The sequence below is a fragment of the Kyrpidia spormannii genome (assembly GCF_002804065.1).
Classification (GTDB): Bacteria; Bacillota; Bacilli; order Kyrpidiales; family Kyrpidiaceae; genus Kyrpidia; species Kyrpidia spormannii.
Window position 1 is genome coordinate 1,277,146 of sequence record NZ_CP024955.1, and the last position, 16,966, is coordinate 1,294,111.

The window sequence follows — 16,966 nt, forward strand, 5'->3', positions numbered from 1 at the left end:
CTGACAAGATAGTCAGTGTAGCCCCAGAGCGGACAGCCGGGGCCTGGGACGGCTAGAGTTATCGACGATGTCCGAACATATCGATGTGGACGTGAGTGGTCTGCTGCGCCGAGAAATCACCCTGGCCCAAGCTGCAGATCGTTTGATGGATATGGTGGTACGTAACCAGCAGGTTTACGCCGGGAAAGAGAAGGGGTTCCGCCAGAAAACTGAGTTGACCATACGTGGGGTAGGCCCGCCGGGCCTGCCTTTTCTTTTGCGACTACCGGACATTAATCTGTGCATTTTCGTGTCAACGTATGCTAAATTAGTGGATGGCTGACCATCCTGTCGGGAAGGGGGTTCGGGGGTATGCTGCAAGAACAGCGTTTTGAACTCATCCGCCGGCATCTGGAGGAACACGGTTCTTTGGCGGTGCAAGACTTGATCCAGCTACTGGGGGTGTCCCGGGAGACGGTTCGCCGGGATCTGCGGCAGATGGAGCAGAAGGGGCTGCTGACGAAGGTACACGGCGGGGCGGTGCTCAAGCAGGTGGGGGAAGAGCCTTCCTATGAAGTGCGCACCGTTTCTCACCGGGCGGAAAAGCAGGCCATCGGCCGGGCCGCCCTGTCCCTCATTGCCCCGGGGGACACGATTTATCTCGATGCCGGGACCACCATGCTGGAGTTTGCAAAGGTGTTGCGTCCGGCGGGATCGCTCACGGTTTTTACGAATAGCATCACCGTGGCAGCGACCCTGGCGGCGACCTCTGCCAAAGTGTATGTGACCGGGGGGCTTTTGCGGGACGGGGAGATGTCATTGTCCGGGGCCATCGCCAACCATGTGACGGAGAATTTTTTTGTCGATACGGCTTTCATCAGCGCCGGGGGGATCACCATTGAGCACGGGGTGACCGATTATCACGTGGAAGAGGCGGAGCTCCGGCGCATCATCGTCGAACGGGCGGCAAGAGCGGTGGTGCTGGCGGACCACAGCAAGTTCGGCGTCACCGCTTTTACTCGGGTCGTTCCGCTCACTGCGGTGGATGTGATCGTGACGGACGCGGGTTTACCTGAGGAGGAGACCGAGGCGATCTGCGCCTTGGGGGTAGAGGTCATCCGGGGCGAGGTGAGCGGATGAGGTGGGATAGCACTCCCGCAAGCCTGTTGGCCGTCTGCCGGGGGGCGTCCGCCCCCCGTAACCCGAGGCTCCTTCAGCTCGGTGGTCCAATCCGCCCCTTTACCAACTTCCTGTCCAATCTTTACACAGGCATCACACACCCCTGGGCTGAACCTGCTATGCTGGGGGTGTGAAGTTGTGGTAATACGTGTTGTTATGTGTAAAGATGTGCAAACCATCGCAGGGAGGCGTGGTAAACGTGGGGAAACGGGCATGGAAAACGGGTTTGATCAGCTTGGCCTGTGCGTCGGTGCTCACCGCCTGTGGGGCGGGGGCTGGACCGGCAGGTCAGCCGGGAAGCGGGGGCGCGGGCAGTTCCTCCTCGTCCCTGGGGACTGTTACTTTGTACACGTCGGATGGCCTTGAAGACTATTACAAGGCGGTGATCCCGGAGTTTGAGAAAAAATACGGGGCAAAAGTGCAAATGGTCGCGGACGGCAGTGGCGCGGTGGTGAACCGCCTCAAGGTGGAAAAAGACAATCCCAAAGCGGACGTGGTGGTCACCATGCCGCCCTTCATCCAGGCCGCGCAAAAGGACGGCCTTCTCGAAGCTTATGCGTCTCCGGAGAGCGCCGCCATCCCGGTCGATCAAAAAGACAGTGCCGGACATTGGTATACCTTCATTAACAACTACGTCAATTTTGTCTACAATCCCCGGCTGACGTCCTCGCCTCCGTCGACGTTCCAAGATCTGCTGCAGCCGACATACAAGGATAAAATCGCCTATTCCAATCCGATTTCCGCCGGCGACGGCATGGCGGTGATCATTCTCCTCGAGAAGTTGTGGGGAGAAGACCAGGCCTTTTCCTACCTCAAACAACTGGAGCAAAACGTCAAATTTCACACCAAAGGCACCGGATACCTCGATGTGCTGATTAACCGTGGCGAGATTGCCGTAGCCAACGGCGACTTGCAAATGGACATGGCGGACAAGACCGTAGGCGGGCTGTCCCTATCACCGCTGTTTCTGAAACCTTCCCAGGATGCAAAACCCGTCACCTTCGCGGACCCCTATGTGATCGGCCTGGTGAAAAATGCTCCGAACAGCCGAGGCGGAAAGGCACTTATCGATTTTCTGCTCTCCAAAGAAGCTCAGGCCCATACCTATGATATTTACGGCATTCCCGCCCGTTCTGATGTGAGCCCGTCGGGAGACAAAGCCACGGCAGTGAAACAAGCGCTAAACGGGGTTCAGATTGTAACTATCGACTGGAATCATGTGCTCGATAACCAGAAAAAATGGCAGGACCGCTGGCAATCGGAGGTGCTCGGTGCCTATGGCAAGCAGGGCAGTGTCACGGCTCCCCAGTGATCCCCAGGTGTCATCCCGGAGCGATCCAGCCTTTGCGAGCGGTTTGGGTGAGCTCTCGACACAATCCGGGTGCGCCGGGATCGCCACCTGCGATCCAGCGTTTCACACGGATCGGCGACAGGAGCCCCTGGGTGAGAAACACACCACCCAGGTGGCGTCGGCGGTTCCGGGATTGGCCCTCAAAAACGTCACCGTGGCGCACGGCCATCGGACGATCCTGCAAGAGATCGACTTGAGTCTCAACCAGGGTGAACTGCTCACGCTTCTCGGGAGCAGCGGATGCGGAAAGACGACGTTGCTTCGGGCTGTGGCCGGTTTGATCGATCTGACCACGGGAACGGTGGAGGTCGGGGGTCGTGATATTACCCGCCTTCCTCCCCACCGGCGAAATATCGCCATGGTGCATCAGCATTACGCCCTCTTTCCGCATATGACGGTGGCGGAAAATGTGGCCTTCGGCCTGCGGGAGCGCCGGATGCCAAGCCGTATCGTCAAGGAACGCGTCCAGTGGTACCTTCACTTGGTGAAGATGGAGGCTCATGCGGATTTCTATCCTTCGCAACTGAGCGGCGGGATGCAGCAGCGGGTGGCCTTGGCCAGGGCTCTGGTGCTCGAACCGGACGTTCTGTTGCTCGACGAGCCCTTGAGTGCCCTGGACACCAATCTGCGGCAGGAACTTCGGTCGGAACTGCTCTTGCTCCACCGGCGATTTCCTGGGTTGACCATGATTTACGTGACTCATGATCGGGAAGAGGCGATGATCCTCTCCGACCGCATCGCGCTGCTCCGGGAGGGTCGAGTGGAGCAGGTGGGCACCCCTTCTGAGCTCTACGATCGTCCGGTCAGCCTGTATGCCGCCGCCTATTTGGGTGCGGTCAATGTGCTTCCGCCAGACTTCGTCCGCCGCTTTGCTCCGGGGCTTTTCGCTAAGATGGGGGATGGGTCCCGCTCCTTCGGAGTTCGTCCGGAATGTGTCCGTCTCGATCACAGCGCTAAACTCGCATTCACGGGCCGGGTCTCGGAGGTGGAGTGGGTGGGGGCGATTTGCCGGGTCAAGCTTGTCATTCTAGAGTTTCCGGAGTTGACCCTCAGCGCTGAGTTCCTGCGCCGGGGGGGCCTTCCCCGGCCAGGGGACGTGGTTCCCGTATCTTTCTCCCCGGAGGAGTGGATGGATGTTGGCCAGTAAGAGCCGGTTCGGTTGGCCACTGGCAGTGGCGGGACTCGTGTTTATCCCCATGGTGGTCTATCCGGGGTGGATGTTGATTTCCCTTCAGGGGGGCGGGGTGTGGACCGAGTGGAGCACTGTACTGCACAGCGCGGCCCTATGGCGGACAGTGTGGTTTTCTCTGGGGTTATCCTTGGAGAGTACTGTCTTCGCCGTGCTCATCGGGGTCGGGGTGGCTGTGGCGATTCACCGCTCGCCCCCCGGCTTTGCCCGGTGGTTGGTGCGGAGTGTCGAGCTCATGGTGGCGTTTCCTTCGTTTCTGATTGCCTTTTCCCTGATCTTTCTGTACGGGTCCCAAGGGTCGATCACCGCGGGGGTTCAGCATCTGTTACACCTGTCGGGCCCGCCCTGGGATTTCTTGTACGGGAGGGCCGGGGTGGTGTTCGCCGAAGTGTGTTACTACATTCCGTTTATGATTCGGCCGACCTTGGCGGTACTTGAGAGAATGGACCCAGCGCTGCCCGAAGCGGCCGCCGGACTTGGGGCTCGGCCTGGACGGGTGTGGAGGCGGGTAATCCTCCCTATGGCGTACCCGGGTATTTCTGCCGGGGCGATCCTCTGCTTTTTACTCATTCAAAATGAATTCGGCATTCTGCTTGTCCTCGGCTCCCAACAGGTCCAAACGCTCCCCATGTTGATCTATAGCACGGCGATGATGAATTTGGATCTCCCAGCTGCCTCGGTGACCGCGACGGTCATGTTGGGGATGTCCCTGGCGATTTATGCCCTCTATCGCCAGGTGGAGCGCTGGAGCCTCGGGGGGCGGGGGGGTGTGTTCGTTGGAGGTGCAAAGGGGACGGGCGGGTCGGTCGGCAAATCCTCCGGCTGGGCGGCGTGGATTGCGACCCTCGCAGTCGTCATTGTATTTGTGCTCCCCATAATGGTGGTGGTTGTCTCCGCCTTGGCCAGGACTTGGGTGGGGACGGTACTCCCGGAGGGGTGGACTTGGCGATGGTTTGCTGTGCTGGATGCCAGTGACTGGGCATCCCTCGGAGTGAGCATCGCGGTGGCAGGGGCGGTGGCCCTGCTGGCTACTGTCATCGGTACGGGGGCCGCTCTGCTGCTGCGGAGGCGCAGGGGAGGGATCGCTGGTTTGATCGACGCCCTGATCATGATTCCCGGCGCGGTTCCTAGTGTCGTGGTGGGTTTGGCCGTCCTGGCAGCGTATCATCAGAAGCCCCTGGATCTCTCGGGGTCCCCGGCGATCGTCATCCTGGTTCAGCTTTTTCTGGCTTTGCCCTTTAGTTACAGGATGTTGCTTGCCATTGCGGAAACGATGCCACCGGCCTTGGAGGAGGCGGCGGCAGGGCTCGGCGCCGGGCCCTGGCGGAGGATTCGGCGGGTGCAGATTCCGCTGCTGCTCCCGGGGATGCGGGCCTCGGCCGCCCTTGCCTTCGCCCTGTCCCTGGGAGAGCTCGGCGCCACGATGATGGTCTGTCCTCCGGGGTTTGCCACGGCACCGATGCAGATTCTGCAGTATATCCAGCGCGGGTATTATTACCAAGGTTCCGCTCTGGCCGTGTTGTTGTTGCTCGCCGGTTTTTTAGGACTGGCGGCGGTGGCGGCTCTGGGTGTGAATCGGCGATCCGGATGGGCGCTAGCCCGAAAGGGTCTGAGGCGGGATCGGAGAGCGGTGGACCGAGGTGCAGGGGACGGGGCCGATATCGGTGCGGTTTCGTGAGAGCGCTCGGGCGGGGATCTTGGCACATTATTTTGAAGAGAGAAGGGCGGAATGGATGAACCAAAGGTTAGAGGTCCAGGCCGTGGTCTTTGACTGGGCCGGGACGGTGGTGGACGATGGGTGCGTGGCCCCAGTGGCGGCGTTTCGAGATGTGTTTGGTCGCCGCGGGATCGAAGTCGCGGAAGAGGAGATCCGCCGGTTCATGGGATTAGCGAAAAAGGACCACCTTCGAGCGCTTCTCCGGTTGGAAGCTGTTCGCCTGCGATGGAGGGCTGCCTTGGGCCGGGAGCCCGGCGAAGAGGACGTGGACGATTTGTACAACGAGTTTGTGCCGATTCAGCGGGCGGTCCTCGCGGAACACGCCGATTTGATTCCTGGTGTCGAGTACACGGTTTTGCGGCTGCGGGAGCGGGGGATCCGAATCGGGTCCACCACGGGATACACGTCGGAGATGATGGAGGTCCTAGTTCCCGAGGCGGCCCGGCGGGGGTTTTGCCCGGACGCCGTCGTCTCGTCCTCGGATGTCCCCGAAGGTCGGCCGGCCCCTTGGATGTGTTATGAGAACGCCCTGCGACTAAGGGTATTTCCGATGGCGACCATGGTCAAAGTCGGCGATACCCCTGGCGACATGGAAGAAGGGCGAAATGCCGGCATGTGGAGCATCGGCATATTGGAGGGTGGGAGTGTACTCGGTCTCACCCGGGTCCAGCGAGAAAAGTTGCCGGAACTGGAATTGGAACGGCGCATGGGGGAGGCGGAGGCGGAGCTTCGCCGTGCTGGGGCCCATTACGTTTTACGTCGGATCGATGAACTGCAGCGGGCGGTTGACGAAATTAACCAGCGACTGAGTCAAGGGGAGTGCCCATGCCAGTGATCGGCGATCGGAGCGAAGGAGATCTGAACCTGACACCTTTTGCCCGGGCGTGGAGAGCGCGCACCAAGACCGGGGCGGCGGGACCGATTCTTCGGGAGGATGAGCGGTATTTTGTCCATCAAGCCCTATCGACGCCGTGCCTGAATGCGATTCAGGCGTGCAGCGGGATTTATTTGGAAACGGCAGATGGCCGCAAAATCATAGATTTTCACGGCAACAACGTGCACCAAGTGGGATTTGGCCACCCCCGGGTGGTTGAGGCGGTAAAGGCCCAGTTGGAGATCCTGCCCTTTTGCACCCGGCGCTTCACCAACGTCAAGGTGGTTGAGTTGGCGAAAAAACTCGCCGACCTCGCCCCTGGGGATCTCAATAAAGTGCTTCTGGCGCCGGCGGCGACCTTGGCCGTGAGTACGGCGCTCAAATTGGCCCGGGCGGCGACGGGCCGCTACAAGACGTTGTCTGTGTGGGATTCGTTTCACGGGGCCTCCTTGGACGCGATTACCGTGGGAGGCCAGGCTCTTTTTCGGAGGGGGATGGGCCCCCTTTTGCCCGGGGCGGAGCACGTGCCCCCGGTGGACCCGTACCATTGTCCGCTGAAGGAATGCTCAGGGGAAGGATCCTGCGCATGCGCTGGGTACCTGGAGTACGTGTTGGCGAAAGACGGGGAGATCGGGGCGGTGATTCTGGAGACGGTGCGAAACACCGATGTTGTCATCCCACCTCCCTGGTACTATCAAAGGGTTCGGGAGGCTTGCGATCAGCATGGGGCGCTGTTGATCCTCGATGAAACGGCGGTGGGGTTGGGTCGGACCGGGCGGATGTTTGCCTTTGAACATTGGGGGATCGTCCCGGATATGGTGATCCTCGGCAAGGGGCTCGGGGGCGGCGTGTTTCCCTTGGCGGCCCTGGTGGTTCGGGAGGGGCTGGATGTGGCCGGGGAAGGGGCCGTCGGGCATTACACCCACGAAAAAACGCCGCTGGGGGCGGCGGCTGCGTTGGCGGTGATGGAGGTCATCAAGGAAGAGGGGCTTCTTGAGCGGGCCGTGGCGTTGGGGCGGCGCATGGGGCGGCGTCTGAAAAATTGGCCTCGGCAATACTCCCTGGTGGGGGACGTGCGGGGGATCGGCTTTCTTTATGGCGTGGAGCTGGTAAAGGATCGGCGCACCAAGGAGCCTGCCACGTCGGAGGCTGAAGCGGTGATGTATCGCTGCTTGGAGAAAGGGCTCAATTTCAAAGTTTCCCGGGGCAATGTGCTGACCCTCTCCCCGCCGCTGATTATCGGCGAAGAGGAGCTGGACCGGGCGCTCGACATTCTGGAGGAATCTCTACAGGAAGTGATGGTGGAATATGGATATCTCAGATGACAATCCCTACCTGCTCTTGACCCCGGGGCCCGTCTCCACGAGCCCTGGGGTCAGGCGGGCCATGCTCCGGGACTGGTGTACATGGGATGACGACTACAAGGAGCTGGTGCAAGACGTCCGGCGGCGTCTGACTTGGCTAGCGGGAGATGAGGATGGCGCTTACACCACGGTGCTCCTTCAGGGGAGCGGCACCTTTGCCGTAGAGGCGACCATTGGCACGGCCATTCCACCCGGCGGGAAACTCTTGATTCTGGAGAACGGCGCCTACGGCCGGCGAATGGCCCGGATTTGTCGGGTGCTCAGGATTCCAGCGGCGATCGTTTCCGGGTCCGAGGTCCTGCCCTGCGACCTCGAGCAGGCGGAGCGAGTCCTCCGAAGGGACCCAGCCATTACCCACCTGGCCATGGTCCACGTTGAAACCACCACCGGGGTAATCAATCCATTGAAGGAGTTTGCGGATCTCGTCCGGACCTATGGGAAAATTTCCATTGTCGACGGGATGAGCAGCTTCGGTGGGATTGAGATAGACATTTCTGGGATGGGGATCGACTTTTTCATCAGCAGTGCGAATAAATGTCTGCAGGGAGTGCCGGGGCTGGGATTTGTGATCGCTCGCCGGGACGAATTGGCGGAGTGCCGGGGCCGCGCCCGGTCCCTGTCCCTCGATCTCTACGATCAGTGGCGGGAAATGGAAGAGGGGCGAGGCAAATGGCGATTTACTTCCCCGACCCACGCGGTTCGGGCACTCCACCAAGCCCTGCAGGAACTGGCGGAAGAAGGAGGGGTTCCGGCCCGGAATCGCAGGTACAGGGAAAATCAACGGGTGCTGGTCGAGGGAATGGAGAGGTTGGGATTTCGCATCCTGGTCCCTCGAGCCTTTCAATCGCCGGTGATCACCACGTTCTTGTATCCGGATGACAGGGATTTTTCTTTTCCGGACATGTATATGTTTCTGAAACGCGCGGGTTTTGTGATCTACCCTGGTAAACTGACGGATGTCGACACGTTCCGGATCGGGACGATCGGTACCGTGACGCCGGAGGACATTCAAGCCCTACTGGAGGCGCTGCGCCACTTCCAATCCGTGAGGTTGCGGAACTCCGCGTACCGGCCATAAGGGCTTGTCTCTAAGTGGAGGGGGCCCGGCCCTTCGGGCCGCAAGGGTGTGTCACACTACCGGGGCCTGGGCCTTGATCCGCTGCGCCAAGGTGACGAATCGGTGTACCAAGGGCGAATCGTCGTCCGCTCTCCAGGCCAAGGCCATGGCAAAGCGGGGGGCCGGGCCCGTAACGGGGCGGAACACCACACTTCTGCGCGGCACCGCGGCTGCACCGCCGGGAACCACGGCGACCCCGAGCCCCGCCGCCACCAGACCGATCACTGTTTGGAATTCCGTGGCATCTTGAACGATGTTCGGCTTAAACCCGCTTTGCAAACAAAGGTCCACCACGGAATCAAAAAGTCCCGCCCAAGTCTTCCGGGCCAGCATGACCAATGGCTCACCCCGAAGATCGTCAATATGTACGGAACTCCGGTTTGCCAAGGCGTGTTCTTCGGGAATGGCGAGCATGGCCGAGTCTTCTTCGATCTGAGCGGTGTACAGGGAGGGGTCTCCGAGGGGCGGGCGGACGACCCCCACATCCAACTCTTCCCGATCCAATGCTTTCTCTTGTTGCGGGGTTGACATCTCCTGTAAGTACAGTTTGACACCGGGATACTGTTCCCGAAATGTTCGCACCAGAAGCGGCAGCATCCCGTAGGTGGCCGACCCCACAAACCCCACCCGGAGCCGCCCCGTTTCCCCGCGCTCAGCCCGGCGGGCTTCGAGGATCGCTTCGTCCAGTTCCCCGAGCACTTTTCTGGCCGCATCGAGAAAGGCCTGGCCGGCAGGGGTCAGCCGGACCCGCCGGCTGGTGCGGCTGAGCAGGCGAACGCCGATCTCGTTTTCGAGGCGCTGGATCTGTTGGCTCAACGGAGGTTGGGTCATGTGAAGCCGTTCGGCAGCCCGGCCAAAATGAAGCTCTTCCGCCACGGCGACGAAGTACTCCAGTTGCCGAATTTCCATGGGTCCACCTATCTTTGTCAGGATATCTTTCATCGATTCGGATTACGAATTGATCATAGCAAAATGATATATTTGACGCAATATCCCGGACTCTTTAAGGTAAGGATATCCACTTTAAAGGGGGCGAAGGAGGTGGCCCGCATGTGGGCCCGAAGAATTGGGCAGGTGGGGCTTCTGGTGGCCATCTCGGCCCTGGGGAGTGCGTTGGCCTCGTGGTTGCACTGGTCGGCGATCCCTGGCTCGCTGTTGGGATTGGGGCTGTTGTACGCGGCGTTGCAGCTGGGGTGGTTGCCGTTGTCCTGGGTGGAGGAAGGGGCGAATTGGCTACTTCGGCATTTGCTTCTCTTCTTTGTGCCCTCCGCAGTGGGAATCCTGCAGTATACCGGGCTGTTGCGGTTCGAAGGGTGGAGGATCGCGACGACGATCGTCGCGAGCACCGCCTTGGTGATGGCGGTCACAGGGATCACCATCGACGGGGCACACCGGATCAGACAACTGTTACGGGCGTGGCGTATCGCCCGAAGAAGGGTGGGGAAAGCGTGCTGATGATCCTGTTCGGTCTCGCGTTGACGCTTTTTGCCTATTTTGTGGCCACCCTTCTTTATCGCAGGGTACCTAGGCCCTGGATGAACCCGATTCTGACCACGGCGCTGGCGATCATGGCCGTGTTAGTGGTGAGCCGCGTTTCTTATGCCGACTACGTCCGGGGAGCTCAGGTATACACCTGGTTGCTTCAGCCCGCCACCGTGGCTTTTGCGGTGCCGCTGTATCGGTATCGGCAGTTGTTGCGCCGATACGGTCTCGCCATGTTGGCCGGAGTTGCCGCCGGCTCCATGAGCGCCGTCGTGTCTTCTGTTTATTTTGCCCGCTGGCTGCACCTCGCCCCGGCGGTGGTGACCAGTCTGGTGCCGCGTTCGGTGACTACACCCATTGCCATGGACATTTCCCGCGTGATCGGCGGGGTCCCGGTGATGACTGCCGTATTCGTCATTGTCACCGGGGTGCTGGGCAGCGTGATGGGGCCCTTTGTCTTGCGCGTCTTACGCTTGCGAAGTCGGGTGGCCAGGGGGGCTTTGTTCGGGGTGGCGGCCCATGGCGTGGGAACCGCCCGGGCGTTGGAACTAGGGCCCCGGGAAGGGACGGTTTCCAGCCTGACCATGATTCTGACCGGGCTTTTGACAGTGGTGCTGGCCCCGTTCCTGGTCCGGATGTTGTAGGGGCCGTACTGTTTGGTGCCAAGATTAGGGATAACAAATGGCTGCCGAGTGTGGAAGTCCCAGACTCGACAGCCTTTACAACTCGTAAGTACCCATTTACCCCGCGACCTACTTCTAACAGCATTTTTTCTAAGACCTGGGTCTCTTGACTCACTGGACTGTAATGTATCCCATCATGTAATTGTCGTGAGACATGGCCCATTGGTTATTTTCCCCGTCACACGGGAGACCGCATATCCACGTATATTTTCCGGGTTTTTGTGGAGTGAAGGTGGTCTTAAATACGGCTGGTTCGCCGGTACCCTGACTACCTTGTACGGGCACATTGACCCCTAGGGCGGAACTGATAAAGGGATGGCCCTTTTTACCGAGATTATAAATGGTTAACTCAACGGGCTGACCGGCCTTGACGGTAATGTCCCCGGGAGTGTAGGCATCGTGCAATTTTCCGTCCGGGCCGAGTTTATAATTTGGATTGATGACCAGGGAGATATGTTGAGTGTTATCGCTGGGCGGTGTCACTGTGACGGTCCCCTGCAGGAACCCCTTCTGTTTAGCGGCCCACTGGTCACGATCTCCCGATGCCACCCAGGTGTAAGTTCCCGGGCTCTGGGGGATGAATGAGTAGTTTGTGACTGCTGGATCTCCCTTTGTCGTACTTGCTTTGATGTTCACATTTAGCCCCAGGTCCGCAGCTTTCATGGTCAAGGGAGTTTGCTCGTAATTGTATACTGTCAAGTCGACCGGTTTACCGGCCACCACTGTAAAATCGCCGTTGATAAAGGCGTCATGTTTTACATGATCCGAACCGAGCTTTGCACCGGGCTCCACCACGAGGTATACGTGTTGTGCACTGGTGTTGGTTCCCTGGGTGCTTTGATCACGTGTGGCCGTGGTGTTCGGTTGAGAAGCTGGATTCTGTACGGCCGGGGCCGACGATTGGGCCCCACAGGCTGCGAGAGCTAGGGAGGAGGTAACAGTAAGAGCCAGCAATCCTTTTTTCCACACACGCTTCATGAAAGCTCGCCTTCCTTCCCAACAAGGGTGAAAGATGAAATCTTTTCCTCCCTTAGACTACAGTACGTATGGGAATAAAGGCAGGGTAAAACATCTCATTCTTTCGGGATACGAATGAACCCATCGGTATGGTATAAATGACCCAAAAACACGGCAGTGTTCATCGAAAGTCCGCTCAACGGCGGGTTTCATATGTTGGCCCACCGGCCGGTATGCCATGCCCTTCGCCACCGGAGTCCCCCGGGTTGGAAAGATTTGCGTGCGGAGGTTGACCGAGCGCACCCATGGGAGCGCCAACGGCATCGGAATGACGGACATTACCACCCGCGAGGCCTTGGACGCCATCGATTTTCTTCAGACCTACCCGAATGCGCTGACATCAACTGTTATCGAATCCGAGCCGGTGGTTGTCAGAAGCGGAAAAAGCATGTATCCGATCGGACGGCGCCGGGGAGGAGCATGATATTCGAACGCAGATTCCCTGGGAATGCCTTTTGGCGAACCGGACAATGGTACGACGCAGTTGGGTCGGTCGGGTCGGGGGCAACTGTCGGCCCCGGCCCGATCCCTCGGCGACCCTCCGGTTCACCTTATCTCCGTCCCCCGCTTTACTCCTTTGGCGTCAAAATATCGTGATCCACATAGCGCTCGCCATTTAGTTCACTGATCAGGTTAATGGCCACTTTGGCGCCATCTCCGGCAGTGATGATCGTATGTACGCTCACCCCCGCTACGGTGCCTGCAGCCCACAGACCCGGAATGTTGGTGCGGCCCTGTCCGTCCGTTTCGATGATCGTCTTGATCCGCGGCTCGGTGGCCGGTTTCGTTTTCAGACCAATTTTTTCCGCCAAATCCGTCCACAACCCGGTGGCGAGAATGACGTGTTTCGCGCTGTATGTTTCTTTTTCTGTTTGAATGTCGAATCCGTCGTCCGTTTTGCGAATATCCGTCACCTTGTCTTGGACCAACTCTGCACCAAAGTGAGCGGCCTGTTGCTTGCCGATCTCGATGAGATCCGGCCCGGTGATTTCCTTGACTCCGTAGTGGTTTTCAATCCAAGCACGCTTGGTGATGCTTTGGTCGCTGTCGATTACGATGGTTTTTTTTCCCGCCTTCGCTATGAACAAAGCCGCGCTGGCCCCCGCCGGGCCCGCTCCAATAACCGCGACGTCATACATGGTTGCACCCATCCTTTCGTAGGAACCGTTGTATCTTTCTGTGGGATCTCCCAATGGAAATTATACAGGATTAGAACGGATGGGGGCAAAGCGACCGGAGGCGCGACGGGTCTCAGCGGGCTGCTGCCGCCACGTCCTTCAGCAACTCCTGTACTCTTCTCCCGATTTCGTCACGAACCCGCCGGAATGCGTCCTTGATTTCGTCGGGGCTGCCAGTGACTTTGGCGGGATCCGGCAAGCCCCAGTGCAAACGCTCCACCGTCGGGGGAGTCACCGGGCACCGCTCCTCGGCATCACCGCACAAGGTGATCGCCCAATCTGCCTGGGTTAGCAGCGTCGGATCGATGGGATCACTGGTTTGACCGGATATATCGATGCCGACCTCCCGCATCACTTCCACGGTCATGAGATGGACGCCCCGGGGTTCGAGGCCCCCGCTGTACACCCGGAACCGATCCCCACCCAAATACTTCGCCCACCCTTCGGCCATTTGGCTGCGGCAGGAATTACCGGTGCAGATAAAATATAAAATTGCCCGCTGTTCTTCGTTTTCTCGCTGACGTTCGCTTTCGCCCTTTTCCGCCCAAGAATTCATGAGTGCACCTCCGTATTCGCTGTGGGGGCCCGGGTTTCCCTATCGGTCATGCCTAGGCGATGCCCATCGCCATCCCCGGGTCCTTCGCGTCTCATTTTTTCCTGTTCCTTTTAAGACCGGTCGCGTACAGGCCGTTCCCGTCTTCGCAATCGGTTTGCCACGTGAACCAGCATCAACATCACCGGAACTTCCACGAGGGGCCCGATGACTGCTGCAAAGGCCTCACCAGAGCCAATGCCGAACACCCCGGTTGCCACGGCGATGGCCAATTCAAAATTGTTGCTGGCGGCGGTAAAGGCGAGGGTGGTGGTAACTGGAGCGTCTGCCCCGGCCTTTTGCCCGAGCCAGTATGAGATAAAAAACATAAGGACGAAATACAGCACTAGGGGTATCGCAACGCGCACCACATCCATCGGAATCTGAACAATGGTTTCACCCTTCAGGGAGAACATCACAATAATCGTGAACAGGAGGGCAACCAGGGTCAGCGGACTGATCCGGGGTACAAAGGCTCGATCATACCAATCATGCCCTTTCCGCCGAAGGAGGGTGAATCGCGTTACAAGCCCCGCGGTAAAAGGGACGCCGAGGTATAAAAGAACGCTTTGGGCCACTTCGCCCATTGAAACTTGTACCGCCACACCCTGCAAACCCAGTACGCTTGGGAGGAAGGTTGCAAAAAGATAGGTATAGAACGAATAGAACACTACCTGGAAAATGGAGTTCAGGGCGACCAGCCCGGCGGCGTATTCGCGGTTACCGCAGGCCAAATCATTCCACACGATGACCATGGCGATGCACCGGGCCAGACCGATCAGGATCAACCCGGTCATATAGGCCGGGTGGTCCCGGAGAAAAAGAATCGCCAACCCGAACATGAGCAGAGGCCCGATGACCCAGTTTTGAAACAGGGAGAGTGCCAATACTCTCTTGTCCCGAAAGACCTTCGGGAGCTCCTCATAACGCACCTTGGCCAAAGGGGGATACATCATGAGGATCAGCCCGGCGGCGATGGGAATGGAGGTGGTGCCGATTTGAAACTGTTGGAGCGCGCCAGTGAATTCCGGCACCCATGCGCCCAGGGCCACGCCTGCAGCCATGGCCAGAAGAATCCACACGGTCAGATACCGATCCAAGGGCGATAATCGTTTCTGGATTTGGTCAGCCATCACCGCACCTCTCTTTTGATTACGGCCGTCGGAGTAACGGCTGCCGGCGTGCCAGTTGCCGGCTCCGCGCTGCACATAGGGGCTGGCCCTCGGTCTGCCAACTCCTTCAAGGGGCCGTCCAGATCCGGCAACGGATCTATAGCTGCCAGTATCTCTTTGAGGCGTTCTCGGTTGAGGGCATAAAAGACCCACTGGCCTCGACGGTTCTCCCGCACCAAGCGCGCCGCCCGGAGTCGCGCCAAATGTTTGGACACCGCCGGTTGGGAGATCCCAAAGAGCGGTACCAACTCACATACGCAGCAATCCCGGACGTTGAGAAGAGCCAAGATCTGCAGCCGGGTCGGGTCTCCCAGCGCCTTAAACACATCGGCCAATTCTCGAATGTCCACGTCGATCCCTCCGGGATCCATTATAACATAACTATATGGTTATTGAAATTCTCGCTTCTTCGGGTAGATCTGGTGACTGATGGCCGTCAAGGTCGATACGTTTTCCCCGCTTCATGTTTATCCAGCCGTGGTTTCAGACATAATCACCCGCTGGCGCTTCCTCAACCGGATGGCCGACTCGATCTTGGCGATCGCCCACGAGCCCGAGATGAGCAAGGTCGTGTCCCACAGGAGATCGTACGTAAACAGGTGTTTGACAAGTTCGTTACGACCTTCGGCAAGATAGGGAATTGGAAACTGGATCACCGCCAGGGTGCCAACCCATAAAGCGAATTCTGCAAGCCGAGGACCACTAGCCAGCCCATCGACTGATCTGAAACCGCGAACACGCAGGCCTCGGATGGCCACCACCACGTAAACCAACCAGTATCCCGCAAGCACCCATACCGAAGACGGGAACCAGTCTCTTTTCGTGTCACTCCAGACAGAAAAGCGGTGGGTCAGGGTCTTGGCGGGCATCCCGGATGACCGCTCGTAATTGCCGAGGTATGGCGGCCGCATCGCCAGGGCGGCCCGGTGACTCTGTTGTATCGCCTCGATGAACCGGTCGGGATGGGTGAGATAAAATCCAGCGATTTGGGTCCAACCGATCTTCCTGTAAAACCGCTCCCTGAACTCTCGCCCGCGAACATCGATGGGATGGCGGTCAAAATACGATGTTCCAGCCAACACGGCCAACCTGGCGTCGAGATGGAGCGACTGGAGATCCTGGACACGGGTCGCCGGATTCACCAGAATACCGTCGAACACGCTGTGGTACAGGTTCGTGTAAGCGAAGGCCCGGGGCGTGAGGGCATAGGAAGCAGTCGAGGCCCCAACCACGACCGCCGCGCAAAGGACGGATGCGACCCGCCACAACCGGTCCTGCCTCAGATGTGCCAAGCGCACCGCGAACACCCCGAGAACCAGGGCCAAGGGCGCCATTTGTAGCTTGGCGGTGCCAAAAGCGACAGCAGCGGCGCCAAAGGCCACAAGTCCCCAGATTCTCGGCACCGGCCGGGTCAGTAAATCTAAGGTAAAAGCCAGGAGAAACATAAAAGAAACAAAAGAAACGGCTTCGCTGTACAAAGAGCGGCAGTAGGCCAGATAAGCGACATCGCAGTACACAACGATCCCTGCCAGGGCGGCGAACACTGTCGCCCACGGGGGCAGGACGCGGCGCAGGGCGCCTAAGGTGAAAAATGCGGCCACGGCCAGCAAGGCCGCGTAAAAAACGGCGAGGACCGACAGGTCGAACAGCGGACGGCCGTATAACCATTGGCTGACGGCGATGGCCGGCTGTAGCAACAGAGCGAGGGAGGATGGGTAACGGGCGTCCCCGCCTCCCACCACGTCAAAATACCGGTTGACCCAATTAAAATAACGAAGGTGCGGGTCAGTGGTGGTGAACGCCAACCCGACCTCGGGTTGGTACATGATGCGCTCAAAATCCCCGTTGTTCGCCATCCCGATTGCCGGCGGGGCGAGGAGAATCCCTGTCGCCAGGACGAAAACGAGGATGGCATATCCCCCGTCCACCCCCCGGGAAAACAGCCGCACTAACTGCGACGCATGGCGGGCAAACTTCAGGGAAACGGCAGAAAACAATGCGGCTGGTCGACCCATGGTCCTCGTCGTTCAACGTTCCTTTCTCGATCTGACGTACGGCACACTCTGAAAGTG

General features: G+C 59.1%; 18 protein-coding genes. 11 read left to right on the forward strand and 7 right to left on the reverse strand.

Annotated elements, in window-relative coordinates; translation table 11 throughout:
* Nucleotides 1-67 precede the first annotated feature (67 nt).
* The 8 genes from CVV65_RS17280 (at nucleotide 68) to phnW (ending at nucleotide 8,731) form a co-directional block, all read left to right on the forward strand.
* The gene (locus CVV65_RS17280; RefSeq protein WP_100667428.1) at nucleotides 68-322 is read left to right on the forward strand and encodes a hypothetical protein; all 255 of its coding nucleotides are present in this window, start codon (nucleotides 68-70) and stop codon (nucleotides 320-322) included.
* 29 nt (nucleotides 323-351) lie between these two features.
* Nucleotides 352-1,119 carry a DeoR/GlpR family DNA-binding transcription regulator gene (locus tag CVV65_RS06345; RefSeq protein WP_100667429.1) on the forward strand — a complete coding sequence of 256 codons (768 nt, stop codon included), beginning with the start codon at nucleotides 352-354 and terminating at the stop codon, nucleotides 1,117-1,119.
* Nucleotides 1,120-1,357: 238 nt separating this feature from the next.
* Entirely contained in the window at nucleotides 1,358-2,470 is a 1,113-nt protein-coding gene (phnS, locus tag CVV65_RS06350; protein ID WP_157935412.1) for a 2-aminoethylphosphonate ABC transporter substrate-binding protein, read from the forward strand.
* Nucleotides 2,436-3,656, forward strand: coding sequence for an ABC transporter ATP-binding protein (locus CVV65_RS06355; protein ID WP_198592152.1), 1,221 nt, complete (start codon nucleotides 2,436-2,438; stop codon nucleotides 3,654-3,656). The genes phnS and CVV65_RS06355 overlap by 35 nt, the downstream gene beginning before the upstream one ends.
* Complete coding sequence (locus CVV65_RS16930; RefSeq protein ID WP_198592153.1) at nucleotides 3,643-5,376, forward strand: 2-aminoethylphosphonate ABC transporter permease subunit; 1,734 nt, start codon at nucleotides 3,643-3,645, stop codon at nucleotides 5,374-5,376. The genes CVV65_RS06355 and CVV65_RS16930 overlap by 14 nt, the downstream gene beginning before the upstream one ends.
* Nucleotides 5,377-5,431: 55 nt before the next feature.
* Entirely contained in the window at nucleotides 5,432-6,250 is an 819-nt protein-coding gene (gene phnX, locus CVV65_RS06365) for a phosphonoacetaldehyde hydrolase (RefSeq protein WP_100669238.1), read from the forward strand.
* Nucleotides 6,241-7,614, forward strand: coding sequence for a (R)-1-hydroxy-2-aminoethylphosphonate ammonia-lyase (gene pbfA, locus CVV65_RS06370; RefSeq protein WP_100667432.1), 1,374 nt, complete (start codon nucleotides 6,241-6,243; stop codon nucleotides 7,612-7,614). The genes phnX and pbfA overlap by 10 nt, the downstream gene beginning before the upstream one ends.
* Nucleotides 7,598-8,731, forward strand: coding sequence for a 2-aminoethylphosphonate--pyruvate transaminase (phnW, locus tag CVV65_RS06375; protein ID WP_100667433.1), 1,134 nt, complete (start codon nucleotides 7,598-7,600; stop codon nucleotides 8,729-8,731). The genes pbfA and phnW overlap by 17 nt, the downstream gene beginning before the upstream one ends.
* 51 nt (nucleotides 8,732-8,782) lie before the next feature.
* On the opposite strand, the gene CVV65_RS06380 is transcribed toward phnW, so the two are convergent.
* On the reverse strand, nucleotides 8,783-9,679 hold the full coding sequence (locus CVV65_RS06380) for a LysR substrate-binding domain-containing protein (RefSeq protein ID WP_100667434.1): 897 nt from the start codon (nucleotides 9,677-9,679) through the stop codon (nucleotides 8,783-8,785).
* A 141-nt stretch (nucleotides 9,680-9,820) separates the two neighbouring features.
* Here CVV65_RS06380 and CVV65_RS06385 point away from each other — a divergent pair, with 141 nt between their 5' ends.
* On the forward strand, nucleotides 9,821-10,225 hold the full coding sequence (locus tag CVV65_RS06385) for a CidA/LrgA family protein (RefSeq protein WP_232796767.1): 405 nt from the start codon (nucleotides 9,821-9,823) through the stop codon (nucleotides 10,223-10,225).
* Nucleotides 10,225-10,896, forward strand: coding sequence for an LrgB family protein (locus CVV65_RS06390; RefSeq protein ID WP_100669240.1), 672 nt, complete (start codon nucleotides 10,225-10,227; stop codon nucleotides 10,894-10,896). Before CVV65_RS06385 ends, CVV65_RS06390 begins: the two co-directional genes overlap by 1 nt.
* A gap of 150 nt (nucleotides 10,897-11,046) precedes the next feature.
* On the opposite strand, the gene CVV65_RS06395 is transcribed toward CVV65_RS06390, so the two are convergent.
* Nucleotides 11,047-11,913, reverse strand: a complete 867-nt coding sequence (locus tag CVV65_RS06395) for a cupredoxin domain-containing protein (RefSeq protein ID WP_100667436.1) — start codon at nucleotides 11,911-11,913, stop codon at nucleotides 11,047-11,049.
* Between the two features lie 268 nt (nucleotides 11,914-12,181).
* Here CVV65_RS06395 and CVV65_RS06400 point away from each other — a divergent pair, with 268 nt between their 5' ends.
* Nucleotides 12,182-12,376: a hypothetical protein gene (locus CVV65_RS06400; protein WP_133121245.1), complete on the forward strand. Its 195-nt coding sequence runs from the start codon at nucleotides 12,182-12,184 to the stop codon at nucleotides 12,374-12,376.
* A 145-nt stretch (nucleotides 12,377-12,521) separates the two neighbouring features.
* Here CVV65_RS06400 and CVV65_RS06405 read toward each other — a convergent pair whose 3' ends face one another.
* The 5 genes from CVV65_RS06405 to wsfD all read right to left on the reverse strand — a co-directional run bounded on the left by CVV65_RS06405 (nucleotide 12,522) and on the right by wsfD (nucleotide 16,909).
* Entirely contained in the window at nucleotides 12,522-13,091 is a 570-nt protein-coding gene (locus CVV65_RS06405) for an FAD-dependent oxidoreductase (protein ID WP_100667438.1), read from the reverse strand.
* Nucleotides 13,092-13,203: 112 nt separating this feature from the next.
* Entirely contained in the window at nucleotides 13,204-13,686 is a 483-nt protein-coding gene (gene arsC, locus CVV65_RS06410) for an arsenate reductase (thioredoxin) (protein ID WP_100667439.1), read from the reverse strand.
* A gap of 110 nt (nucleotides 13,687-13,796) precedes the next feature.
* Complete coding sequence (arsB, locus tag CVV65_RS06415; RefSeq protein WP_100667440.1) at nucleotides 13,797-14,855, reverse strand: ACR3 family arsenite efflux transporter; 1,059 nt, start codon at nucleotides 14,853-14,855, stop codon at nucleotides 13,797-13,799.
* The gene (locus CVV65_RS06420) at nucleotides 14,855-15,244 is read right to left on the reverse strand and encodes an ArsR/SmtB family transcription factor (RefSeq protein WP_100669242.1); all 390 of its coding nucleotides are present in this window, start codon (nucleotides 15,242-15,244) and stop codon (nucleotides 14,855-14,857) included. Before CVV65_RS06420 ends, arsB begins: the two co-directional genes overlap by 1 nt.
* A 117-nt stretch (nucleotides 15,245-15,361) precedes the next feature.
* Entirely contained in the window at nucleotides 15,362-16,909 is a 1,548-nt protein-coding gene (wsfD, locus tag CVV65_RS06425; protein WP_100667441.1) for a glycan biosynthesis hexose transferase WsfD, read from the reverse strand.
* Between the last annotated feature and the right edge of the window lie 57 nt (nucleotides 16,910-16,966).

What these genes read in the sequence shown, in the direction of transcription:
- CVV65_RS17280 (WP_100667428.1), top strand. Translation starts at nt 68, where the DNA reads ATGTCCGAACATATCGATGTGGACGTGAGTGGTCTGCTGCGCCGAGAA.
- CVV65_RS06345 (WP_100667429.1), top strand. Translation starts at nt 352, where the DNA reads ATGCTGCAAGAACAGCGTTTTGAACTCATCCGCCGGCATCTGGAGGAA.
- CVV65_RS06355 (WP_198592152.1), top strand. Translation starts at nt 2,436, where the DNA reads ATGGCAAGCAGGGCAGTGTCACGGCTCCCCAGTGATCCCCAGGTGTCA.
- CVV65_RS16930 (WP_198592153.1), top strand. Translation starts at nt 3,643, where the DNA reads ATGTTGGCCAGTAAGAGCCGGTTCGGTTGGCCACTGGCAGTGGCGGGA.
- phnX (WP_100669238.1), top strand. Translation starts at nt 5,432, where the DNA reads ATGAACCAAAGGTTAGAGGTCCAGGCCGTGGTCTTTGACTGGGCCGGG.
- pbfA (WP_100667432.1), top strand. Translation starts at nt 6,241, where the DNA reads ATGCCAGTGATCGGCGATCGGAGCGAAGGAGATCTGAACCTGACACCT.
- phnW (WP_100667433.1), top strand. Translation starts at nt 7,598, where the DNA reads ATGGATATCTCAGATGACAATCCCTACCTGCTCTTGACCCCGGGGCCC.
- CVV65_RS06380 (WP_100667434.1), bottom strand. Translation starts at nt 9,679, where the DNA reads ATGGAAATTCGGCAACTGGAGTACTTCGTCGCCGTGGCGGAAGAGCTT.
- CVV65_RS06385 (WP_232796767.1), top strand. Translation starts at nt 9,821, where the DNA reads ATGTGGGCCCGAAGAATTGGGCAGGTGGGGCTTCTGGTGGCCATCTCG.
- CVV65_RS06390 (WP_100669240.1), top strand. Translation starts at nt 10,225, where the DNA reads ATGATCCTGTTCGGTCTCGCGTTGACGCTTTTTGCCTATTTTGTGGCC.
- CVV65_RS06395 (WP_100667436.1), bottom strand. Translation starts at nt 11,913, where the DNA reads ATGAAGCGTGTGTGGAAAAAAGGATTGCTGGCTCTTACTGTTACCTCC.
- CVV65_RS06405 (WP_100667438.1), bottom strand. Translation starts at nt 13,091, where the DNA reads ATGTATGACGTCGCGGTTATTGGAGCGGGCCCGGCGGGGGCCAGCGCG.
- arsC (WP_100667439.1), bottom strand. Translation starts at nt 13,686, where the DNA reads ATGAATTCTTGGGCGGAAAAGGGCGAAAGCGAACGTCAGCGAGAAAAC.
- arsB (WP_100667440.1), bottom strand. Translation starts at nt 14,855, where the DNA reads ATGGCTGACCAAATCCAGAAACGATTATCGCCCTTGGATCGGTATCTG.
- wsfD (WP_100667441.1), bottom strand. Translation starts at nt 16,909, where the DNA reads ATGGGTCGACCAGCCGCATTGTTTTCTGCCGTTTCCCTGAAGTTTGCC.